The sequence below is a fragment of the Streptomyces sp. NPDC006174 genome (assembly GCF_040614075.1).
In the GTDB taxonomy this organism is placed as follows: Bacteria; Actinomycetota; Actinomycetes; order Streptomycetales; family Streptomycetaceae; genus Streptomyces.
The window spans coordinates 265,781-282,289 of the sequence record NZ_JBEXTJ010000008.1 but is presented as its reverse complement, the minus strand read 5'-3'; the positions used below and the strand labels follow the sequence as shown (position 1 = coordinate 282,289).

At 72.6% G+C, this 16,509-nt stretch carries 16 protein-coding genes and 1 pseudogene; 8 read left to right on the top strand and 9 right to left on the bottom strand.

Going from position 1 to position 16,509, the window contains the following annotated elements:
- Positions 1-43: 43 nt before the first annotated feature.
- The 3 genes from ABZ267_RS20595 to ABZ267_RS20585 form a co-directional block, all read right to left on the bottom strand.
- Positions 44-1,219: a cytochrome P450 gene (locus tag ABZ267_RS20595; protein ID WP_356749358.1), complete on the bottom strand. Its 1,176-nt coding sequence runs from the start codon at positions 1,217-1,219 to the stop codon at positions 44-46.
- A gap of 75 nt (positions 1,220-1,294) precedes the next feature.
- The gene (locus ABZ267_RS20590; protein ID WP_356749360.1) at positions 1,295-2,074 is read right to left on the bottom strand and encodes a response regulator transcription factor; all 780 of its coding nucleotides are present in this window, start codon (positions 2,072-2,074) and stop codon (positions 1,295-1,297) included.
- A 145-nt stretch (positions 2,075-2,219) separates the two neighbouring features.
- The gene (locus ABZ267_RS20585; RefSeq protein WP_356749362.1) at positions 2,220-3,437 is read right to left on the bottom strand and encodes a histidine kinase; all 1,218 of its coding nucleotides are present in this window, start codon (positions 3,435-3,437) and stop codon (positions 2,220-2,222) included.
- A 145-nt stretch (positions 3,438-3,582) separates the two neighbouring features.
- Between ABZ267_RS20585 and ABZ267_RS20580 the strand changes: the two genes are divergently transcribed.
- The gene (locus ABZ267_RS20580) at positions 3,583-3,792 is read left to right on the top strand and encodes a hypothetical protein (protein ID WP_356749364.1); all 210 of its coding nucleotides are present in this window, start codon (positions 3,583-3,585) and stop codon (positions 3,790-3,792) included.
- On the opposite strand, the gene ABZ267_RS20575 is transcribed toward ABZ267_RS20580, so the two are convergent.
- Positions 3,755-4,729 carry a DMT family transporter gene (locus tag ABZ267_RS20575; RefSeq protein ID WP_356749366.1) on the bottom strand — a complete coding sequence of 325 codons (975 nt, stop codon included), beginning with the start codon at positions 4,727-4,729 and terminating at the stop codon, positions 3,755-3,757. The genes ABZ267_RS20580 and ABZ267_RS20575 overlap by 38 nt on opposite strands.
- Before the next feature lie 268 nt (positions 4,730-4,997).
- Between ABZ267_RS20575 and ABZ267_RS20570 the strand changes: the two genes are divergently transcribed.
- The 3 genes from ABZ267_RS20570 (at position 4,998) to ABZ267_RS20560 (ending at position 7,448) form a co-directional block, all read left to right on the top strand.
- On the top strand, positions 4,998-5,639 hold the full coding sequence (locus tag ABZ267_RS20570) for a TetR/AcrR family transcriptional regulator (protein WP_356749368.1): 642 nt from the start codon (positions 4,998-5,000) through the stop codon (positions 5,637-5,639).
- 100 nt (positions 5,640-5,739) lie between these two features.
- Complete coding sequence (locus tag ABZ267_RS20565) at positions 5,740-6,495, top strand: SDR family oxidoreductase (protein ID WP_356749370.1); 756 nt, start codon at positions 5,740-5,742, stop codon at positions 6,493-6,495.
- 122 nt (positions 6,496-6,617) lie between these two features.
- A complete protein-coding gene (locus ABZ267_RS20560; protein ID WP_356749372.1) occupies positions 6,618-7,448 on the top strand; it encodes an aldo/keto reductase in 831 nt (276 codons plus the stop codon).
- 89 nt (positions 7,449-7,537) lie between these two features.
- Here the strand turns inward: ABZ267_RS20560 and alc are convergent, their stop codons facing one another.
- Entirely contained in the window at positions 7,538-8,659 is a 1,122-nt protein-coding gene (gene alc, locus ABZ267_RS20555) for an allantoicase (protein WP_356749374.1), read from the bottom strand.
- 274 nt (positions 8,660-8,933) lie between these two features.
- A complete protein-coding gene (gene allB, locus ABZ267_RS20550) occupies positions 8,934-10,277 on the bottom strand; it encodes an allantoinase AllB (RefSeq protein WP_356749376.1) in 1,344 nt (447 codons plus the stop codon).
- A 347-nt stretch (positions 10,278-10,624) separates the two neighbouring features.
- On the opposite strand from allB, the gene ABZ267_RS20545 reads away from it, so the two are divergent.
- Positions 10,625-11,422: an IclR family transcriptional regulator gene (locus tag ABZ267_RS20545; protein ID WP_356749378.1), complete on the top strand. Its 798-nt coding sequence runs from the start codon at positions 10,625-10,627 to the stop codon at positions 11,420-11,422.
- A 10-nt stretch (positions 11,423-11,432) separates the two neighbouring features.
- Here ABZ267_RS20545 and ABZ267_RS20540 read toward each other — a convergent pair.
- Positions 11,433-12,114: pseudogene (locus ABZ267_RS20540) on the bottom strand (ABC transporter ATP-binding protein).
- Positions 12,111-13,202, bottom strand: a complete 1,092-nt coding sequence (locus ABZ267_RS20535) for an ABC transporter permease (RefSeq protein ID WP_356749380.1) — start codon at positions 13,200-13,202, stop codon at positions 12,111-12,113. Before ABZ267_RS20535 ends, ABZ267_RS20540 begins: the two are co-directional and overlap by 4 nt.
- A gap of 110 nt (positions 13,203-13,312) precedes the next feature.
- Between ABZ267_RS20535 and ABZ267_RS20530 the strand changes: the two genes are divergently transcribed.
- Together ABZ267_RS20530 and ABZ267_RS20525 are read left to right on the top strand one after the other, a co-directional pair.
- A complete protein-coding gene (locus ABZ267_RS20530; RefSeq protein WP_356749382.1) occupies positions 13,313-14,596 on the top strand; it encodes a sensor histidine kinase in 1,284 nt (427 codons plus the stop codon).
- A complete protein-coding gene (locus ABZ267_RS20525; RefSeq protein ID WP_356749384.1) occupies positions 14,593-15,228 on the top strand; it encodes a response regulator transcription factor in 636 nt (211 codons plus the stop codon). The genes ABZ267_RS20530 and ABZ267_RS20525 overlap by 4 nt, the downstream gene beginning before the upstream one ends.
- A gap of 19 nt (positions 15,229-15,247) precedes the next feature.
- On the opposite strand, the gene ABZ267_RS20520 is transcribed toward ABZ267_RS20525, so the two are convergent.
- Entirely contained in the window at positions 15,248-15,550 is a 303-nt protein-coding gene (locus tag ABZ267_RS20520) for a DUF5955 family protein (protein ID WP_356363945.1), read from the bottom strand.
- A gap of 202 nt (positions 15,551-15,752) precedes the next feature.
- On the opposite strand from ABZ267_RS20520, the gene ABZ267_RS20515 reads away from it, so the two are divergent.
- Positions 15,753-16,358, top strand: coding sequence for a nucleotidyltransferase family protein (locus ABZ267_RS20515; RefSeq protein ID WP_356749386.1), 606 nt, complete (start codon positions 15,753-15,755; stop codon positions 16,356-16,358).
- Positions 16,359-16,509 lie beyond the last annotated feature (151 nt).

Sequence of the window (16,509 nt, the reverse complement as noted above, 5' to 3'; positions counted from 1 at the left end):
TTGTCGAGGTGAGCTTCCGTAGAAGTTGTCCAGGCGAGCGGCCCTACCAGCGCACCGGCAGCCGCCGCACGCCGCGCATCAGCAGTCCGGGCAGCCACTCCGGCTCACCGCCCGCCGGATCGCGGGCCAGGTCCGGACAGCGCTCCAGCAGTGCCCCGATCGCGATCCGGGCCTCCATGCGGGCGAGCGGGGCGCCGAGGCAGAAGTGCGCTCCGTGGCCGAAGGCCAGGTGGCCCTGAGGCGCGCGGCGGATGTCGAAGGTGTCCGGGTCCGTGAACTTCTCCGGGTCCCGGCCGCCCGAGGCGAGGGCGACGAGCACCGGTTCGTCGTGCGGGATCACGGTGGAGCCGACCGTGATCTCCTCCCGGCTGAAGCGGTAGGTGGCGGTCTCCACCGGGCCGTCGTACCGCAGCATCTCCTCCACCGCGCCGTCCAGCAGTCCGGGATCGGCGCGCAGCAGCGCGAGTTGGTCCGGGTGGTCGAGCAGGGCCCGTACGCCGTTGGAGATCAGGTTGACGGTGGTCTCATGGCCGGCGACGAGCAACACGAAGGCCATGCCGACCAGTTCCTCGCCCGACAACCCGTCGCCGCCTTCGTCGCGGGTCCTGATCAGCGCGCTCAACAGGTCGTCGCCGGGCGAACTCCGTTTGTCCTCGATGAGTTGGACGAGGTAGGCGCTCATCGCGCCGACCGGGTCACCCGCCTCCCGCTGGGCCGCGGTCGGCGTGACGACGGCGCTGGACAGCGCCCGGAAGGCGTCCCGGTCGATGTCGGGAACGCCGAGCAGTTCGCAGATGACGGTCATCGGCAGTGGGAAGGCGAGCGCGTCGACGAGATCGGCGGAGCCGGCCGGGACCATCGCGTCGAGCAGTTCGGTGGTGATCTCGGTGACCCGGGGGCGGAGCGCCTCGATACGGCGGGGTGTGAACTCGCGCGCGACGAGCCTGCGCAGCCGGGTGTGGTGCGGGGCGTCCAGCTCCAGCATGTTGGAGCTGATCGGGTTGACCTCGGCGGCCCAGCGTCCGGTGGTACGCCAGTCCTTGCCGAACCGCTGGTCGGCGAGGGCCCAGCGGGCCTCCTCGTATCCGACGATCAGCCAGATCCGCTCCATCTGCTCGGTGCGCACCGTGTGCACCGGCCCCTCGGCGCGCAGCTTCGCGTAGTACGGGTAGGGGTTCGCCGTGAAATCCGGCAGATCCCGCAGATCGAGCACAGCCATCGTGGTCAGCCCCCTCGTTCCGGTCCGGACCACTTGTCGTGGGCCGGTCGGACCACCCGGCATAGGCCGGTCCGCTCAGCGTAGGTCGGTCCGTCCACCCAGCGTAGGCCGGTCCGGTCCGGTCAGCGTAGGCCGCAGTCCTTTCTCGCCGTCCGTGTCGAGCAGCCCGGCATCGTGGACCAACAGGGCGATCTGGACACGGTTGTTCAGGTCCAGTTTGGCGAGAATGCGCGAGACCTGGGTCTTGACGGTGGCGACGCTGAGGTACAGATGATTCGCGATCTCCGCGTTGGAGTGCCCGCGTCCGACGGCGACCGCGACCTCTCGCTCGCGGTCCGCCAGCTCCGCGAACCGCCTGCGCGCCCGCTCGGTGCGGCTGGTGCGGTCGTCCTGCGCCCCGCCTGCCGCCCGGGCCATGAGCTGCCGGGTGACGGCCGGCGAGAGCACCGGGTCTCCGGCGGCGACCCGGCGGACGGAGTCCACGATCTCGGCGGGCGGGGTGTCTTTCAGGACGAATCCCGCGGCTCCGGCGCGGATGGCCCGCAGGACCTGTTCGTCGGCGTGGAAGGTGGTGAGGACGACGACTTCAGGCGCGTCGGGGCGGCGGCGCAGCTGCTCGGTCGCGGTGAGCCCGTCCATGCCGGGCATCCGGATGTCCATCAGGACGACGTCGGGGCCCAGCCGTTCGACCAGTGCGGCGACCTCGCCGCCGTCCGCGCCCTCGCCGACGATGTCGATGCCCTCGGCGCCACCGAGCATCAGCGTGAGCCCGGCCCGCACGAGCGGATCGTCGTCGACGATGAGCAGCCGGACGGGTGAGGAGGTCGGAGGAGGCGGAGGCACCGGGGTGTTCATGACAGTCACCGTAACCAGCCGCCCGTACGCCACCGGCGCCCCGCCCTCGTACGCCAGGCCACGGCGACCGCAGCAAGCCTCACGCCACCGGGCGCATCGACCCCGGCGAGCCTCACGCCACCGGCCACGGCGACCTCAGCGAGCCTCACGCCGGCCACGGCAGCCGGGCTCGGACCATGAAGCCGCCGTCCGGCGTGGGGCCGTGCTCCAGGCAGCCGCCGGCGAGCGTGGCGCGTTCGGTGAGGCCGATGAGGCCCTGGCCGGAGCCGGGCACCCGTTCGAAGGGTTCGGTGGGGGCCCGGTTCGCCACCGCGATGGTGAGACCGTCGCCGGGACCGCCGGTGACCGTGACGGTGACCTCGGTGCCGGGAGCGTGTTTGCGGGCGTTGGTCAGGCACTCCTGGGCGATGCGGTACACCGTGCGGCCGGTGGCGGCGGGCGCGTCCTGCGGGACGGCGACGCGCCGGTCGAGGGTGACCTTCATGCCCGCCTGGCGGGACTCGTCGATCAGCGCGTCCAGGGTCGTCAGGGTGGGCTGGGGCCGCTCGCCGTCGCCGGTGTCGCCGGGGCCGCGCAGCACGCCGATGATCTCCCGTAGATCCTGCAACGCCTCGTGGGCGCTGTCCCGGATGACGCCGGCGGCCCGGGCAATCTCGGCGGTGGGGGCGTCGGGCCGGAATTCGAGGGCGCCGGCGTGGACGCTGAGCAGGGTCAGCCGGTGGGCGAGGACGTCGTGCATCTCGCGGGCGATGGCCTCCCGGGCCAGCCGCTGGGCCTGTTCGGCGCGGAGTTCCGCCTCGGCCTCGGCGCGGCGGGCCCGTTCGCGGAGCGTGAGGACCAGCTGACGCCGGGACCGTACGCCCATGCCCCAACTGAGCACGAGCAGGATCAGCAGCGCCCCGAAGACGACCGAGGCGAGGAAGCCGGTCTCGGGATCGGGACGCAGCCACGGCTGGAGAGGCACCGTGATCAGCGCGGCCGCGCCGACGATCGCCGCGGGCTTGAAGGGGCGGTGGACGGCCAGGCTGAACAGAGCGACCAGCAGCGCACCGACGGCGACGGGTTCGACGATGGCCACGGCGGTCAGGGCCACGGCCAGTCCGACCGGCCAGCGCCTCCGGAGCCAGAGCGCGCAGCACGCCGCCGCGCCCGCCACCGAGTCGATGAACACCACGACGTCCGACGTGGTGTCGTCGGCGTCGACCGCGGCGACGGCGAGCATGCCGATGAACGCCGCGCAGAGGAAGGCCGTGATGTCGACGACCCAGTCGCGTACGGTCCGCCGCGCCCGGGGCCGGTCGCCGGGCAGCTCGGCATCGGCCATCGCCGAGGGGAGCAGCCAGGGGTGCTCGGTGCGCGTCATATCGACAAAGTTACGCAGCCGGAGGCCCGGGACGGGGGCTGCTGGGCGAGGGAGCGACCAAAGTCGTCCGGCCGGCTACTTTCGTCGCGGCGGTCGGGCCCGGTGGCCGATGCGGCGGCGGCGCGGCGGCCGCGAGGCTCGGCGTATGAAGAAACTCATCGAGGCGGTCGGGTTCATCATCATGCTGCAGGGCATCGGAGGGCTGGTCTACGAGTGGACGGGATGGCTGCGGCTGTGGACGCTGGCGCGGCACACGGACTTCTTCGGTGACCGCGCGCTGTTCGTCAGCATCGTGCTGATCGTGGCGGGCTTCGCGATCATGATCGCGCCGGACGCGGTCCGGAAGAAGTCCTGACAGCGGCAGGCCGGTCCTCCCGCTCCACGCTGCGCCGCCCCCACGCCGTGCCCGCGAGCACGAGAACGGCCCCGACCACTCCGAGCGCACCGAGCCGTTCGCCGCCGAGGCTGATACCGACGGCGGCGGCCCAGAGCGGTTCCGTACCGAGCAGCAGGCTGACCCGGGACGGCGAGGTGCGGCGTACGGACCACATCTGCACGAAGAAGGCGAAGAGCGTGCAGAACACGGAGAGGAAGACCAGCCCCGCCCACTCCCGCGGCCCGAAGCCGACAGCCACGCTCCACGGTGAGGCGCCGGTTCCCGGGAGCGCGGCCAGGACGGCGAAGACGGCGACCGCGCTGCCGAGCTGAACGGTGGTCAGCGAGAGCGAGTCCGCCGACCGCACGGCCTTGATCCGGGCCATGGCCAGGACGTGGACCGTACGGGCGAGGGCGGCGAGCAGCATCAGCAGGTCACCGGCCGACGGGCTGGTGAAGCCGCCGCCCTGGGTCAGCAGGATCACTCCGGCGACGGAGAGTCCGGCGGCCGCGACGAAGGAGGCCGGAGGCCGGACGCGGGTCACGGCGGCTTCGGCTAGCGGCGTGAAGATCATGGTGAGGCTGATGATCAGCCCGGCGTTGGTGGCCGAGGTGTGGACCACGCCGTACGTCTCCAGCAGGAAGATCCCGCTCAGGATCAGCCCCAGCACCCCGGCGCCCCGCCACTGCGCGCCGGTCAGCGCCCGCAGCTTGCGCCAGCCGGTGACCACCAGCACCGGCAGCACGATCGCGAAGCGCAGGACGAGGACGGCGATGACGGTGTGGGTGGTGGTGATGCCCTTGGCCGCGAGATAGCTGGCGCCCCAGACGACGGCGACCGCCAGCACGGGCAGGTCGGTGAGCCAGGCTCTGCGGGACGGTACGAGGGCGGGCGCGGGCGCGACGGTGGCGGTCACCTGGTGCTCCTTGGTTCTCCACAGCGGGACAGATGGTGGAGACCTCACCGGCTCACACGCGGAACGATCACGCTACTCGCCGGGCGCGGCGGAAAGGAACACCTGTCTCACGGACCGGATCCCGCCCGGCCCCTGTACCGGTATCGCCCGTGGTCAGAGGCGCGGCGCGCCGGTGGACGCGGTGGCGGGCCGGGCGGCCGGTGGTCCGGCGGCGCCCGTGGCCGTCCCTAGAATGACGCCTCGTAACTCTGAGGTACGGAGTGGTCACATGGCGACAGTACGGCTGGACGGGCGGGTCGAGCGGGGCAACCAGACGCGGCAGCTGATCCTGGGGCGCGCGGTGCAGATCGCCTCGGTGGAGGGGCTGGAAGGCCTCTCGCTGGGGCGGCTGGCGACCGAGCTGAAGCTGAGCAAGAGCGGCGTGTTCGCGCTCTTCGGGTCGAAGGAGGAGCTGCAGCTCTCCACCGTGCGCGCGGCGGTCGCCGTCTACGTCGACCATGTGCTGCGCCCGGCCCGCTCGGTCCCGCCGGGGATCGGCCGAGTCTGGCGGATGTGCGAGGCGTGGATCGCGTACTCCCGGGACCGGGTCTTCCGGGGCGGCTGCTTCTTCTACGCGGCCACCGCCGAGTTCGACGCCCGCGGGGGCAAGGTGCACGACGCGCTGGCCGCCGCGCAGACCGGCTGGGTCACCTTCGTGGAGGAGACGATCGAGGAGGCGCGTGCGGCGGGCGAGCTGGCCGGGGACACCGACGTGCGGCAGCTGGCCTTCGAGGTGATCGCCTTCCTGGAGCTGGCCAACGCGGAGTCGGTGCTGCAGAACAACCGCCTCGGCTACGAGAAGGCGGCGCGGGCGATCCTGGGACGGCTGCGGGCGGCGGCGACGGAGAGCGGGCGGCTGCCGGTGCTCTGAAGGCTGCCCGTCCGATTCCCGCCGGTGTCCGGGCCCGCGGGCGACTTTGCTGGTTCCTGTCGCCGGATCGGCGGCGCTCCCGAAGGCAAGGAACCCAGCCATGTCCACCACCACCATCACCTCCACCGCGCCCCGGACCGCTCTGGTCACCGGAGGCAGCCGTGGCATCGGCGCGGCCGTCGCGCTGCGGCTCGCCGAGGCGGGCGCGGACGTCGCCATCACCTACGTACGGGACGAGGAGGCGGCCCGTACGGTCGTCGCGAAGATCGAGGGGACGGGCCGGCGCGCGGTGGCCCTGCGCAGCGACGCGGCGGACGCCGGTGCGGCGGGCCGGGCGGTGCACGAGGCGGCGGACGCGCTCGGCCAACTCGACGTACTGGTCAACAACGCGGGCATCGGCGTCCTCGGCCCGATCGCGGAGCTGCCGGACGCCGAGGTCGAGCGGGTCCTGGCGGTGAACGTACGGGCGGTCTTCCTCGCCTGCCGGGCGGCGGCGGACCGGCTGGCCGACGGCGGCCGCATCATCTCGGTCGGCACCGCGCTGAGCCGGTACGCGGGCGGGCCCGGATCGACGCTGTACGCGATGAGCAAGAGCTCCCTCGCCGGGCTGACCAAGCCGCTGGCCCGGGAGCTGGGGCCGCGCGGCATCACGGTGAACCTGGTCCAGCCCGGCCCGGTGGACACCGACCTCAACCCGGCCGACGGGCCGTTCGCCGAGGGCCAGCGGGCGGCCACGGCACTGGGCCGGTTCGGTACGGCGGAGGAGGTGGCGTCCCTGGTGGCGTATCTGGCGAGCGCGGAGGCGGGCTTCATCACCGGTACGGAGGTCGTCGTGGACGGCGGCCACGCGGCCTGAGTCCTGCTGTCGCCGCGATCACTCCGAGCTGCCCCGTCCCGGCCGCGCGCCTAGGCTGGCCGGGACGGGGCAGGACGCGACAAGGGGCTATCCGGGGGGCTAGCGGAAGGACAGCACGGACCATGGGCGACATACCCGTTCATACGCTCAACGACTCCACCACCCTGCCGGCGGTGGGCCTCGGCACCTATCCGCTGGACGACGCGGAGGCGGAGGAGGCCGTCGCGGGAGCCCTGGAGCTCGGTTACCGGCTCGTCGACACGGCCCTGAACTACGGCAACGAGACCGGCACCGGCCGGGGCATCGCCCGCAGCGGCCTCCCGCGCGAGGAGATCCGCCTGACCACCAAGGTGCCGGGACGGCATCAGGGGTACGCGGAGACGCTGGCCTCGTTCGAGGAGTCGCGGGCCCGCCTCGGCGTCGAGTACGTCGACCTGTACCTGATCCACTGGCCGCTTCCTCATGTCGACAAGTACGTCGACACCTGGAAGGCGATGATCCGGCTCCGCGAGGACGGTCTCGTCCGCTCCATCGGCGTCTCCAACTTCACCGCCGCGCATCTGGAGCGGCTGGAGCGGGAGACCGGCGTGCTGCCGTCGGTGAACCAGATCGAGATGCATCCGCTGCTCCCGCAGGAGGAGTTGCGGGCGGTGCACGCGGCGAAGGGCATCGTCACGGAGGCCTGGAGCCCGCTGGCCCGGGGCCGCGAGGTGCTGGAGGACCCGTCGACGGTGGCGATCGCCGAGGACCACGGAGTGACGCCGGGTCAGGTGGTGCTGCGGTGGCATACGCAGGTCGGTGCGGTGCCGATCCCGAAGTCGGCGGATCCGGGGCGGCAGCGGGAGAACCTGGACCTGTTCGGGTTCGAGCTCACACCGCAGGAGCTGACCACGATCGCGTCGGGCCGGCAGCGGCGGTTCGGCGGCGACCCGGACACGCACGAGGAGTTCTGAGAGAGCCGTACGACCGGTGCGCCCCCGCGATCCCCCTGCGATCGCGGGGGCGCACCGGTCGTGTCTCAGGTCTTGTGTCAGCTCTTGTGTCAGCCGCCCAGCTCACGGTGGCGAGCGGCCAGGACCGTCGCGCCCTCGTCCGTGAGGGATCCGAACAGCCGGAGCCGGGAGATCCCGCCGTCCGGGAAGATGTCGACGCGTACGTGGGTGGCGCGGACCGGCCCGTCCAGGACGAAGCGGTGGTTGGTGTCGGGCTGGAGCCGGGTCCGGGGCAGGACCTCCGACCAGTCGCCGTCCTCACCGTCGCGTACGGAGAGGCTCGCCCAGCCCGCCGAGTTGCCCTTGAGGTAGGCGGTGTCGATCTCGACGGCCCGGATCTCGGACCGCGCTGCGAGGCGGTAGCGGATCCAGTCGTTGCCCCGGTCGCGCCGGCGGCGGGTCTCCCAGCCGTCGTCCATCTTGCGCGAGCGGCCGGGCTGGATGGTGTTGGTCGCCGGTGAGTAGAAGCGGTCGGAGGCGTCCTCGACCTGGCCGCCGTTCTCCAGCGCGGCGAGGTCGAACGTACCGAGCGCGGTGAGCCAGGCCGGGTCCGGTGCGACCTCTCCGTACACGCGCAGCCGGGCGATCCCGCCGTCCGGGTGCTGGTTGATCCGCAGGTGGGTGAAGCGCTGTTCGGCGTCGACGGCGAAGCCGTTGGCCGCGTGGCCGCCGACCGGTGTGCGTGGGACGAGGGTCGTCCACTTCACGTCCGCGGCGAGGAGGTCGTCCGGAGACGGCGAGCCGGGCAGGGTCGTCGCCTCGACGGAGACGGCCTGCGGGTAGTTGCCGCGGAAGTGGGCGGTGTCCAGGACGATGCCGCGGATGACCCCGGGAGCACCGAGGCGGACGAGGGCCCAGTCGTGGTCGTCGGGGGTGGGGTGCGGCTCGGCGGCGCTGACTCCGCGTCGGCGGCGGGTCTCCCAGCCGTCCATGATCTTGCCCTTGTGGCCGAAGTGCTCCGGGTCGAAGACGGCGGGCCCGGGCTTGAGCAGGTTCTCGCGCTCGGCGAAGAACTCGTCGTTGGCGGCGATGACCCCGGCGCCGAGGCGGCGGTCGGCCAGGTCGACGAGGTGGGTGAAGGGGAAGTCGGCGGTGCGGTGGTCGGCGTACGGGTCGCCGCCCGCGTACGGGCTGGCGTCACCGGTGAAGCGGGGTATGGCGGCGTCCGTCATGGTCGGGGGTTCCTTTCGGGCACGGGGCACGGGGCACGGGGCGCGGTCGGTGGTCACGTACGAGAGCGCTGCTCACGGGGCCGGCCAGCGGTCACGTACGAGAGCACTGCTCACGGGATCGGCCAGCGGCCGCGTGCCGGAGCACTGCTCACGGGGCCGGTCGGCAGTCGCGTACCAGAGCACTGCTCACGAGGTAGGTCAGCGGTCGCGTACCAGAGCGCTGCTCGTGGGACCGACCAGCGTCCGCGTACGAGAGCACTGCTCACCGTCACGGTCACTGCTCGCGTTCCAGGAGGCGGCCGGTCGGCTCCACGAGGACGCCGTCGGCGGCGATGCGGACGCCGCGCAGCCAGCTGGAGCGGACCACGCCGTGCAGGGTCTTTCCGGCGTACGCCGTGACCTGGTTGCGGTGGAAGAGCTCGGCCGGGTCGACGGTGAAGGTCGCCTCGGGAGCGAGGACCGCGAAGTCGGCGTCGCGGCCCGCCTCGATCGCGCCCTTGCGGCTCAGCCCGGCCAGCTCGGCGGGGGCGGCGGACATCCAGCGGACCACGTCGTCGAGCGAGTGGCCGCGCCGGCGGGCCTCGGTCCAGATGGCGGGCAGGCCGAGCTGGAGCGAGGAGATGCCGCCCCAGGCGGAGGCGAAGTCCGGCGTCTTGAGGTCGGTGGTGCACGGCGAGTGGTCGGAGACGATGCAGTCGATCGTGCCGTCGGCGAGCCCGGCCCACAGCGCGTCCTGGTTGGCGGCCTCGCGGATCGGTGGGCAGCACTTGAACTCGGTGGCGCCGTCCGGGACTTCCTCGGCGGTCAGGGTGAGGAAGTGCGGGCAGGACTCGACGGTGACACGGACGCCCTCCCGCTTCGCCGCGGCGATCAGCGGCAGGGCGTCGCTGGAGGAGAGGTGCAGTACGTGGACGCGGGCGTTCAGCCGCTTGGCGTGGGCGATGAGCCCTTCGATCGCGGTGTTCTCGGCGTCGCGCGGGCGGGAGGCGAGGAAGTCGGCGTAGGCGGGGCCGGAGCGCTGCGGGGCGTGGGCGAGGTGGTGCGGGTCCTCGGCGTGGACGATGAGCAGGCCGCCGAATCCGGCGATCTCCGCCAGGGAGCGGGCCAGCTGCTCCTGGTGCAGCTCCGGGAACTCCTCCACCCCGGAGGGCGACAGGAAGCACTTGAAGCCGAAGACTCCGGCCTCGTACAGCGGGCGCAGGTCCTTCACGTTGGAGGGGAGCGCACCGCCCCAGAAGCCCGTGTCGACGTGCGCCTTGGGGGCCGCGACCTGCTGCTTGATCCGCAGGTTCTCGACGGTGGTGGTCGGCGGAAGGGAGTTGAGCGGCATGTCCAGGAGCGTGGTGATGCCGCCGGCCGCCGCCGCGCGGGTGGCGGTCCAGAAGCCCTCCCACTCGGTGCGGCCGGGGTCGTTCACGTGAACATGCGTGTCGACCAGGCCGGGCAGCAGGACGTCGTCGCCGAAGTCCTCCAGGCGGGCGCCCGCCGGCACCTCGGTGTCGTACGGCAGGACCGCGTCGATGGTGCCGCCCGCGACGGCGACCGCCGCCGGGCGGGTGCCCTCGGGGGTGACGACGCGCGACGAGCGCAGTACCAGGTTCACGTCCGGACCGGACACCCGTTGCTCCTTCACTCCAGGAATTCAACGAACTGTTGAAGCTTCGATGGAGTCTTCACTCGGGAATCGCCCTCGTCAAGACCCACTTTCCGGTAGGCGGGGGCGACAGGCCAGCCCGGCCGACCCGACTGGAGGTTTCCACAAAGTAAAAGTCGAATTTCGGAGTGCGGAACGTAGCATGGGCCAGGAGAGACAGCGCCCCACCACCGCCCGGGCCGTCCACACACCGTCGGCACCCGGACAAAACCGCCCCTGACCGGCACGGACGCCGCCCGGACAGCTGTGGGCCGATCGGGAAGCGCCCGGTAGGCTGCTGCCTTGCCTTCCGCTTCGAAAGGACCGTTGACGTGCCGCCGTCCCACGCCAGCACAGCCGACTCCAAGCCCTCCGGTGCCAGCGGTGGGGTGCAGTCGCTCGAGCGCGCCTTCGACCTGCTGGAGCGGATGGCCGACGCCGGAGGCGAGGTCGGGCTGAGCGAGCTGTCCGCGAGCAGCGGCCTGCCGCTGCCGACCATCCACCGGCTGATGCGCACGCTGGTCGTCTGCGGTTACGTACGCCAGCAGCCCAACCGCCGCTACGCGCTGGGCCCGCGCCTGATCCGCCTGGGCGAGTCCGCCTCCCGGCTGCTCGGGACCTGGGCCCGCCCGTACCTCCAGCGGCTGGTGGAGGAGACCGGCGAGACGGCGAACATGGCGCTGCTGGACGGCGACGAGATCGTGTACGTCGCCCAGGTTCCGTCCAAGCACTCCATGCGCATGTTCACCGAGGTCGGCCGCCGGGTCCTCCCGCACTCCACCGGCGTCGGCAAGGCGCTCCTGGCCGACACCCCGGCCGACGAGGTCCGCGCGCTGCTCGCCCGTACCGGCATGCCGGCCGCGACCGAGAAGACGATCACCACGCCGGAAGGCTTTCTGGACGCGCTGGAGCAGGTGCGGCGGGCGGGTTACGCGGTGGACGACAACGAGCAGGAGATCGGGGTCCGCTGCCTGGCGGTCTCCGTCCCGAACTCCCCCACCTCGGCCGCGATCTCCATCTCGGGCCCGGCGGGCCGGGTGACGGAGATCGCGACCGAGCGGATCGTGCCGATCCTTCAGCAGGTGGCTGGAGAGCTGTCGGACGCGCTGGCGAGCAACGGGACGAGCTGATCTCGGCGGTTCAGATCTGCGCCGGTACGGTCAGCCGCCCGTCGTCCATCGTCACGGTCCGGTCCATCCGGTCCAGGTGCGCCAGGTCGTGCGTGACCAGCACCGTGGCGGTGGCGCGCTCCCGGGTGAGGGTGACCAGCAGGTCCAGGACGGCGGCTCCGCGCTCGTGGTCGAGTGCGGAGGTCGGCTCGTCGACGAGGAGCACCTCGGGCTCGTTCATCAGGGCGCGGGCGATGTTGATCCGCTGGCGCTGACCGCCCGAGAGCTGGTGCGGCCGCCGGTCCGCCTTCTCCGCCAGGCCCACCGCGTCCAGCAGCTCCAGCGCCCGGCGCCGGGCTTCGCGGCTCCGCCCGCCCGACAGATGGGCCATCACTTTGGAGCTGCTCGGCGGCGGTGAGCGAGGGCAGCAGGTTGGGCTGCTGGAACACGATGCCTATGTGCTCCCGGCGCAGGGCCGCTCGCGCCGCCGGAGTGAGCGGGCCCGTCCGCGTACCGGCCACGACGACCTCACCGGAGTCCGGAGTGACCAGGGTCGCGGCGGCGGCCAGCAGGCTGGACTTACCGGAACCGGACGGTCCGACGACCGCGGTGAGCGTGCCCGCCGGAACCTCCAGCGAGACCCGGTCCAGAGCGGTGAGCCGCCCGTCGCCGTCCGGATAGGTGAGGGTCACGTCGGTGAGGGTGAGCGTCATCGGGCACTCCCGAGTGCGGTGAGAGGGTCGACGGCGGTGATCCGCCGGATGGACAGCGCGGCTCCGAGAGCACCCAGGGTGATCATGACCACGGCCGGGACCAGGACGGTCGCCGCGTCCAGCACGAACGGCACCGGGCTACCGCCGATCAGGACCCCGGCGCCTGCCGCGAGCGCGGTGCCGAGTCCCGTACCGAGCACGAGCATCACCACGGCCTGCCCGAGCGCGTCGCGCAGGAGGTACGGAGTCGAGGCGCCGAGCGCCTTCAGTACGGCGATGTCGCCGCTGCGCTGGATGGTCCAGACGGTGAAGAAGGCGCCGATGACGAGGGCGGAGATGGCGAAGAGGAAGCCGCGCATGAGTTGCAGCGAACCGTTCTCGGCCTGGTAGGAGCCGATCGCGGTGAGCGAGTCGTCGAGCGAGAGCGTACGGGTCTCGGCCGCCTCGTCGCCGGCCGCCAGATCGGCGCCGGACGCGGTGGTCAGGGCGATGACGGTGGCCTGTTCGGCGGGCCCGGCGCCGTCGTGGCCGATCTGCTGCCAGTCGTCGAGCGTGGTCCAGACGACGGGCGTGTGGCTGTACGAGGCGTCTCCTGCCACGGCGGCCACCTCGCGCTCCGCCCGGCCGAGCGCGGTCCTGTCGCCGGGCGCGGCGCCGAGCTCCTCGGCGGCCTTCACGGAGAGCACGACACGACCGGGGCCGATGCCTTCCGGCCCTCCGGGCGCCAGCGTGCCGTCGGGCTCAACGCCGAAGGCCGATACCGGGGCCGTACGGTCGCCGGGCGCGGTGGCGTTCAGCGTCCGGATGCCGAGCGGCTGCGCGGCCTCGATGCCGGGCCGGTCGGCCCAGGCCCGCCAGTCGTCCTCGCGGACGGTCGAGTTGGTGAAGGAGACCGACTGGTCCCCGCGCGGCGCGGCGAACGCGAGGTGGTCGGCGTCCAGACCGGTGACGGCCGAGACGTTCTCCCGCGCCAGACCGGCGGTCAGGCCGGACAGCAGGCCCACGAGCAGCGTGATCAGGACCACGACCGACCCCATGAGCGCGAACCGGCCCTTGGCGAACCGGAGGTCTCTCCATGCGACGAACATGGGTCCATCGTCGACTGTCCGGGGTGCGGAAACATCGCGCGGGGGGCGGTCCGCAGATCAACCTTTCGATTGACCGGCCGCGCGAGGCCCGCGGCTACGCTGGACGAACCATGGATTCGCGTTCGCACACCTCCGTCACCGCTGCCCTGCGGCTCTGCCTGCACGCGCTGCTGCTGGGCCTGCTGGCGCTGGTGGCGGTGCGCTCGGTGAGCGAGGGCGCGCCGCACGCGGGAGCGGTGGTGGCGCTGGTGGTGGTGATGGCGGTGGTGTACGGGATGGGAGCGGTGGCGGGGACGCGCACCACCTCCGTACGGCCGGAAGGCCGGACCGGGCCGGAAGCGGAGCCCGTGCGGCCTCGGCACCCGGCGCCGGCCTCGTCCCTGCGTCCCGGCACCAAGGCCGCCGCCACCTGGCTCGCCGCTCTCTGCGCTCTCTGGCTCGCGCTGCTCGTCGTCTCGCCCGACGCTCTCTGGGTCGCCTTTCCGCTCTACTTCCTCCAGCTGCACCTGCTGCCGACCCGCTGGGGCGTTCCCGCAGTCGTCGTCACGGCAGCCGCCGCGATCACCAGCTTTGTCGTGCACCGGCCGGAGATCGCTCCGGGCGCGTTCATCGGCCCGCTGATCGGTGCGGCCGTCGCGATCGCCACGGTCCTCGGGTACGACGCGCTGTTCCGCGAGAGCGAGCGGCGCCGGGAGCTGATCGTGGAGCTGGTCGCCACCCGGGCGGAGCTGGCCGAGGCGGAGCGTACGGCCGGCACCCTCGCCGAGCGCGAACGCCTCGCCCGGGAGATCCACGACACGCTCGCCCAGGGCCTGTCCAGCATCCAGCTGCTGCTGCGCGCCGCCGAGCGCTCGCTTCCCGAGGGCGTTCCGGCCGCCGCGCATGTCCGCGCCGCCCGGGAGGCCGCGCAGGCCAACCTGGCCGAGGCGCGTTCCTTCGTACGGGCGCTGACGCCGCCGGATCTGGAGCACGGATCGCTGGCGGCCGCGCTGGAGCGGCTCTGCGCCCGGACGACCGGGCCGGACCTCACCGTACGGTTCGCGGTCAGTGGTACGCCGGTGGAGCTGCCGACGCCGTACGAGGTGCCGCTGCTGCGGACCGCCCAGTCGGCGCTGGCCAACACGGTGCGGCACGCGCGGGCGGGCCGGGCGGAGATCACGCTGAGCTTCATGGACACCTCCGTGGCGCTGGACGTGGTGGACGACGGCCGTGGCTTCCACCCGTCGGGCGCGCCGGTGGCCGAGCGCGGCGACGGCGGTTTCGGGCTGCCCGCGATGCGGTCGCGGGCCGCCACGCTGGGCGGGACGCTGAGCGTGGAGTCGGCACCGGGCCAGGGCACGGCGCTGGCGGTCACGCTGCCGGTCGCGGCCCCGGCCGAGGAGCGTGCCGCGTGAGCGCCATCCGGCTGCTGCTCGCCGACGACCATCCCGTCGTACGGGCCGGGCTGCGCGCGGTCCTGGACACCGAGCCGGACTTCCGGGTAGCGGGCGAGGCGGCCACCGCCGAGGAGGCCGTGGCGCTGGCGGCGGCGGGCGGATTCGACGTCGTCCTGATGGACCTCCAGTTCGGCCCGGGCTCCAGAATGCACGGCTCCGAGGCCACGGCGGCGATCACCGCCGTCCCCGACGGCCCGCGGGTCCTGATCCTCACCACGTACGACTCCGACGCGGACATCCTGGCGGCGGTGGAGGCGGGCGCGAGCGGCTATCTACTGAAGGACGCGCCGCCGCAGGAGCTGGCGGCGGCGGTACGGACGGCCGCCGCCGGCCGCTCGGCGCTCGCGCCGTCGGTGGCGCACCGGCTGATGGACCGGATGCGCACACCGGCGCAGGCGCTGACGCGGCGGGAGCTGGAGGTGCTGCGACTGGTCGGAGAGGGCCTGTCGAACCTCCGGATCAGCAAGGAGCTGTTCCTGAGCCAGGCCACGGTCAAGTCCCACCTGGTGCACATCTACGCGAAGCTGGGCGTCGACTCCCGTACGGCGGCGGTCGCGGCGGCGACGGCCCGCAGGCTGATCCGCCGCTGAGCCGACGAGGAGCCCCGCCTCACCCGCGCGGCGGCTCTCCGAAGAGGTCGACCGCGTTGCGTACGTCGCGCAGAGCGGCGGCGACTGCGCTGACCGAGCCGATGGAACCCGCGATCAGGAGCAGCGAGCTGCGCATGCGTGGGATCTCCGGGACGCCGCCGACCGCCATGGCATCGAGTGCCGCGAGCTCTTCCTCGGCGATGGGCCGGTCCGGGAATTCGAAGGAGAGTGAGGCCAGTTCACGACGGAGCCGGGAGACGGCTATGCGCAGCTCCACCACCCTCGGGTCCTCGCCGCTGCCGGTGACCCGCTTCTGCCCCACGCTTCGCAACACAGCACTCCCCCTCGCACGTCCTTGTGCCGGTGTGACCCCCGAACCCGGGGCGGTGGCCAAGTACCCGGGTTCGTCCGCAAGTTAACGCCATGACAGGCAGTACGCGCCAGCCCACGGAAAGAAATCAGGGTGACCCCTGAGAGTGACATGCGTGTCGCGTGTGCGAACGGCTCGGTGGTATCCAGGGCCTATGGCTTCTCATGCGAAGAATCCCAAGGTGGCAGGGGTGCTGCTCGCCGCGGGCGGCGGGCGGCGGCTCGGCGGCCGGCCCAAGGCGCTCCTCGGACACCGCGGCCGCCCCCTGGTCGAGCACGCCTTGCGCGCGCTGCGCAACGGCGGCTGCGGGCCGCTCCACGTGGTGCTGGGCGCGGCGGCCGAAGAGGTGCGGGCCCGCGCCGATCTGACGGGCTCGGCGGTGACCGTGAACCCGGGATGGGAGGAGGGCATGGGCTCCTCGCTCCGGCTGGGCCTGGCCGCCCTGACCGGTACGGGCGCGGACGCGGCGGTCGTCATGCTGGTGGACCAGCCGGGGATCGGCGCGGAGGCGGTGGCACGGGTGCGGGTGGCGTACCGGTCGCGGACGAGCCTGGTGGCGGCCGCGTACGACGGTGAGCGCGGCCATCCGGTGCTGTTCGGCGCGGATCGGTGGGCGGACATCTCGGCCGGGGCGGTGGGTGACCAGGGGGCGCGGGCGTATCTGCGGGAGCACCGCGATGCGATCACGCTGGTGGAGTGTTCGGATGTGGCACAGGCGTACGACATCGACACGGCGGAGGACCTGGGCCATCTGGAGTGACTTCGGCGGCCCCTCACGAAACCCGCGTGAACCCTCCGTACCCGTCCTGGCACGCTGCGCCGCCGGCGGCCCTTTTCTGTCGACCCGGAGAATCTCGACATCAACAAACCATTGAACTTCCACCATGAGGAAACTACTATCCACTGGTCAG

Excerpts from the sequence above, each read along its gene's own strand:
- ABZ267_RS20595 (WP_356749358.1), bottom strand. The coding sequence starts at position 1,219 with ATGGCTGTGCTCGATCTGCGGGATCTGCCGGATTTCACGGCGAACCCC.
- ABZ267_RS20590 (WP_356749360.1), bottom strand. The coding sequence starts at position 2,074 with ATGAACACCCCGGTGCCTCCGCCTCCTCCGACCTCCTCACCCGTCCGG.
- ABZ267_RS20585 (WP_356749362.1), bottom strand. The coding sequence starts at position 3,437 with ATGACGCGCACCGAGCACCCCTGGCTGCTCCCCTCGGCGATGGCCGAT.
- ABZ267_RS20580 (WP_356749364.1), top strand. The coding sequence starts at position 3,583 with ATGAAGAAACTCATCGAGGCGGTCGGGTTCATCATCATGCTGCAGGGC.
- ABZ267_RS20570 (WP_356749368.1), top strand. The coding sequence starts at position 4,998 with ATGGCGACAGTACGGCTGGACGGGCGGGTCGAGCGGGGCAACCAGACG.
- ABZ267_RS20565 (WP_356749370.1), top strand. The coding sequence starts at position 5,740 with ATGTCCACCACCACCATCACCTCCACCGCGCCCCGGACCGCTCTGGTC.
- ABZ267_RS20560 (WP_356749372.1), top strand. The coding sequence starts at position 6,618 with ATGGGCGACATACCCGTTCATACGCTCAACGACTCCACCACCCTGCCG.
- alc (WP_356749374.1), bottom strand. The coding sequence starts at position 8,659 with ATGACGGACGCCGCCATACCCCGCTTCACCGGTGACGCCAGCCCGTAC.
- ABZ267_RS20535 (WP_356749380.1), bottom strand. The coding sequence starts at position 13,202 with ATGTTCGTCGCATGGAGAGACCTCCGGTTCGCCAAGGGCCGGTTCGCG.
- ABZ267_RS20530 (WP_356749382.1), top strand. The coding sequence starts at position 13,313 with ATGGATTCGCGTTCGCACACCTCCGTCACCGCTGCCCTGCGGCTCTGC.
- ABZ267_RS20515 (WP_356749386.1), top strand. The coding sequence starts at position 15,753 with ATGGCTTCTCATGCGAAGAATCCCAAGGTGGCAGGGGTGCTGCTCGCC.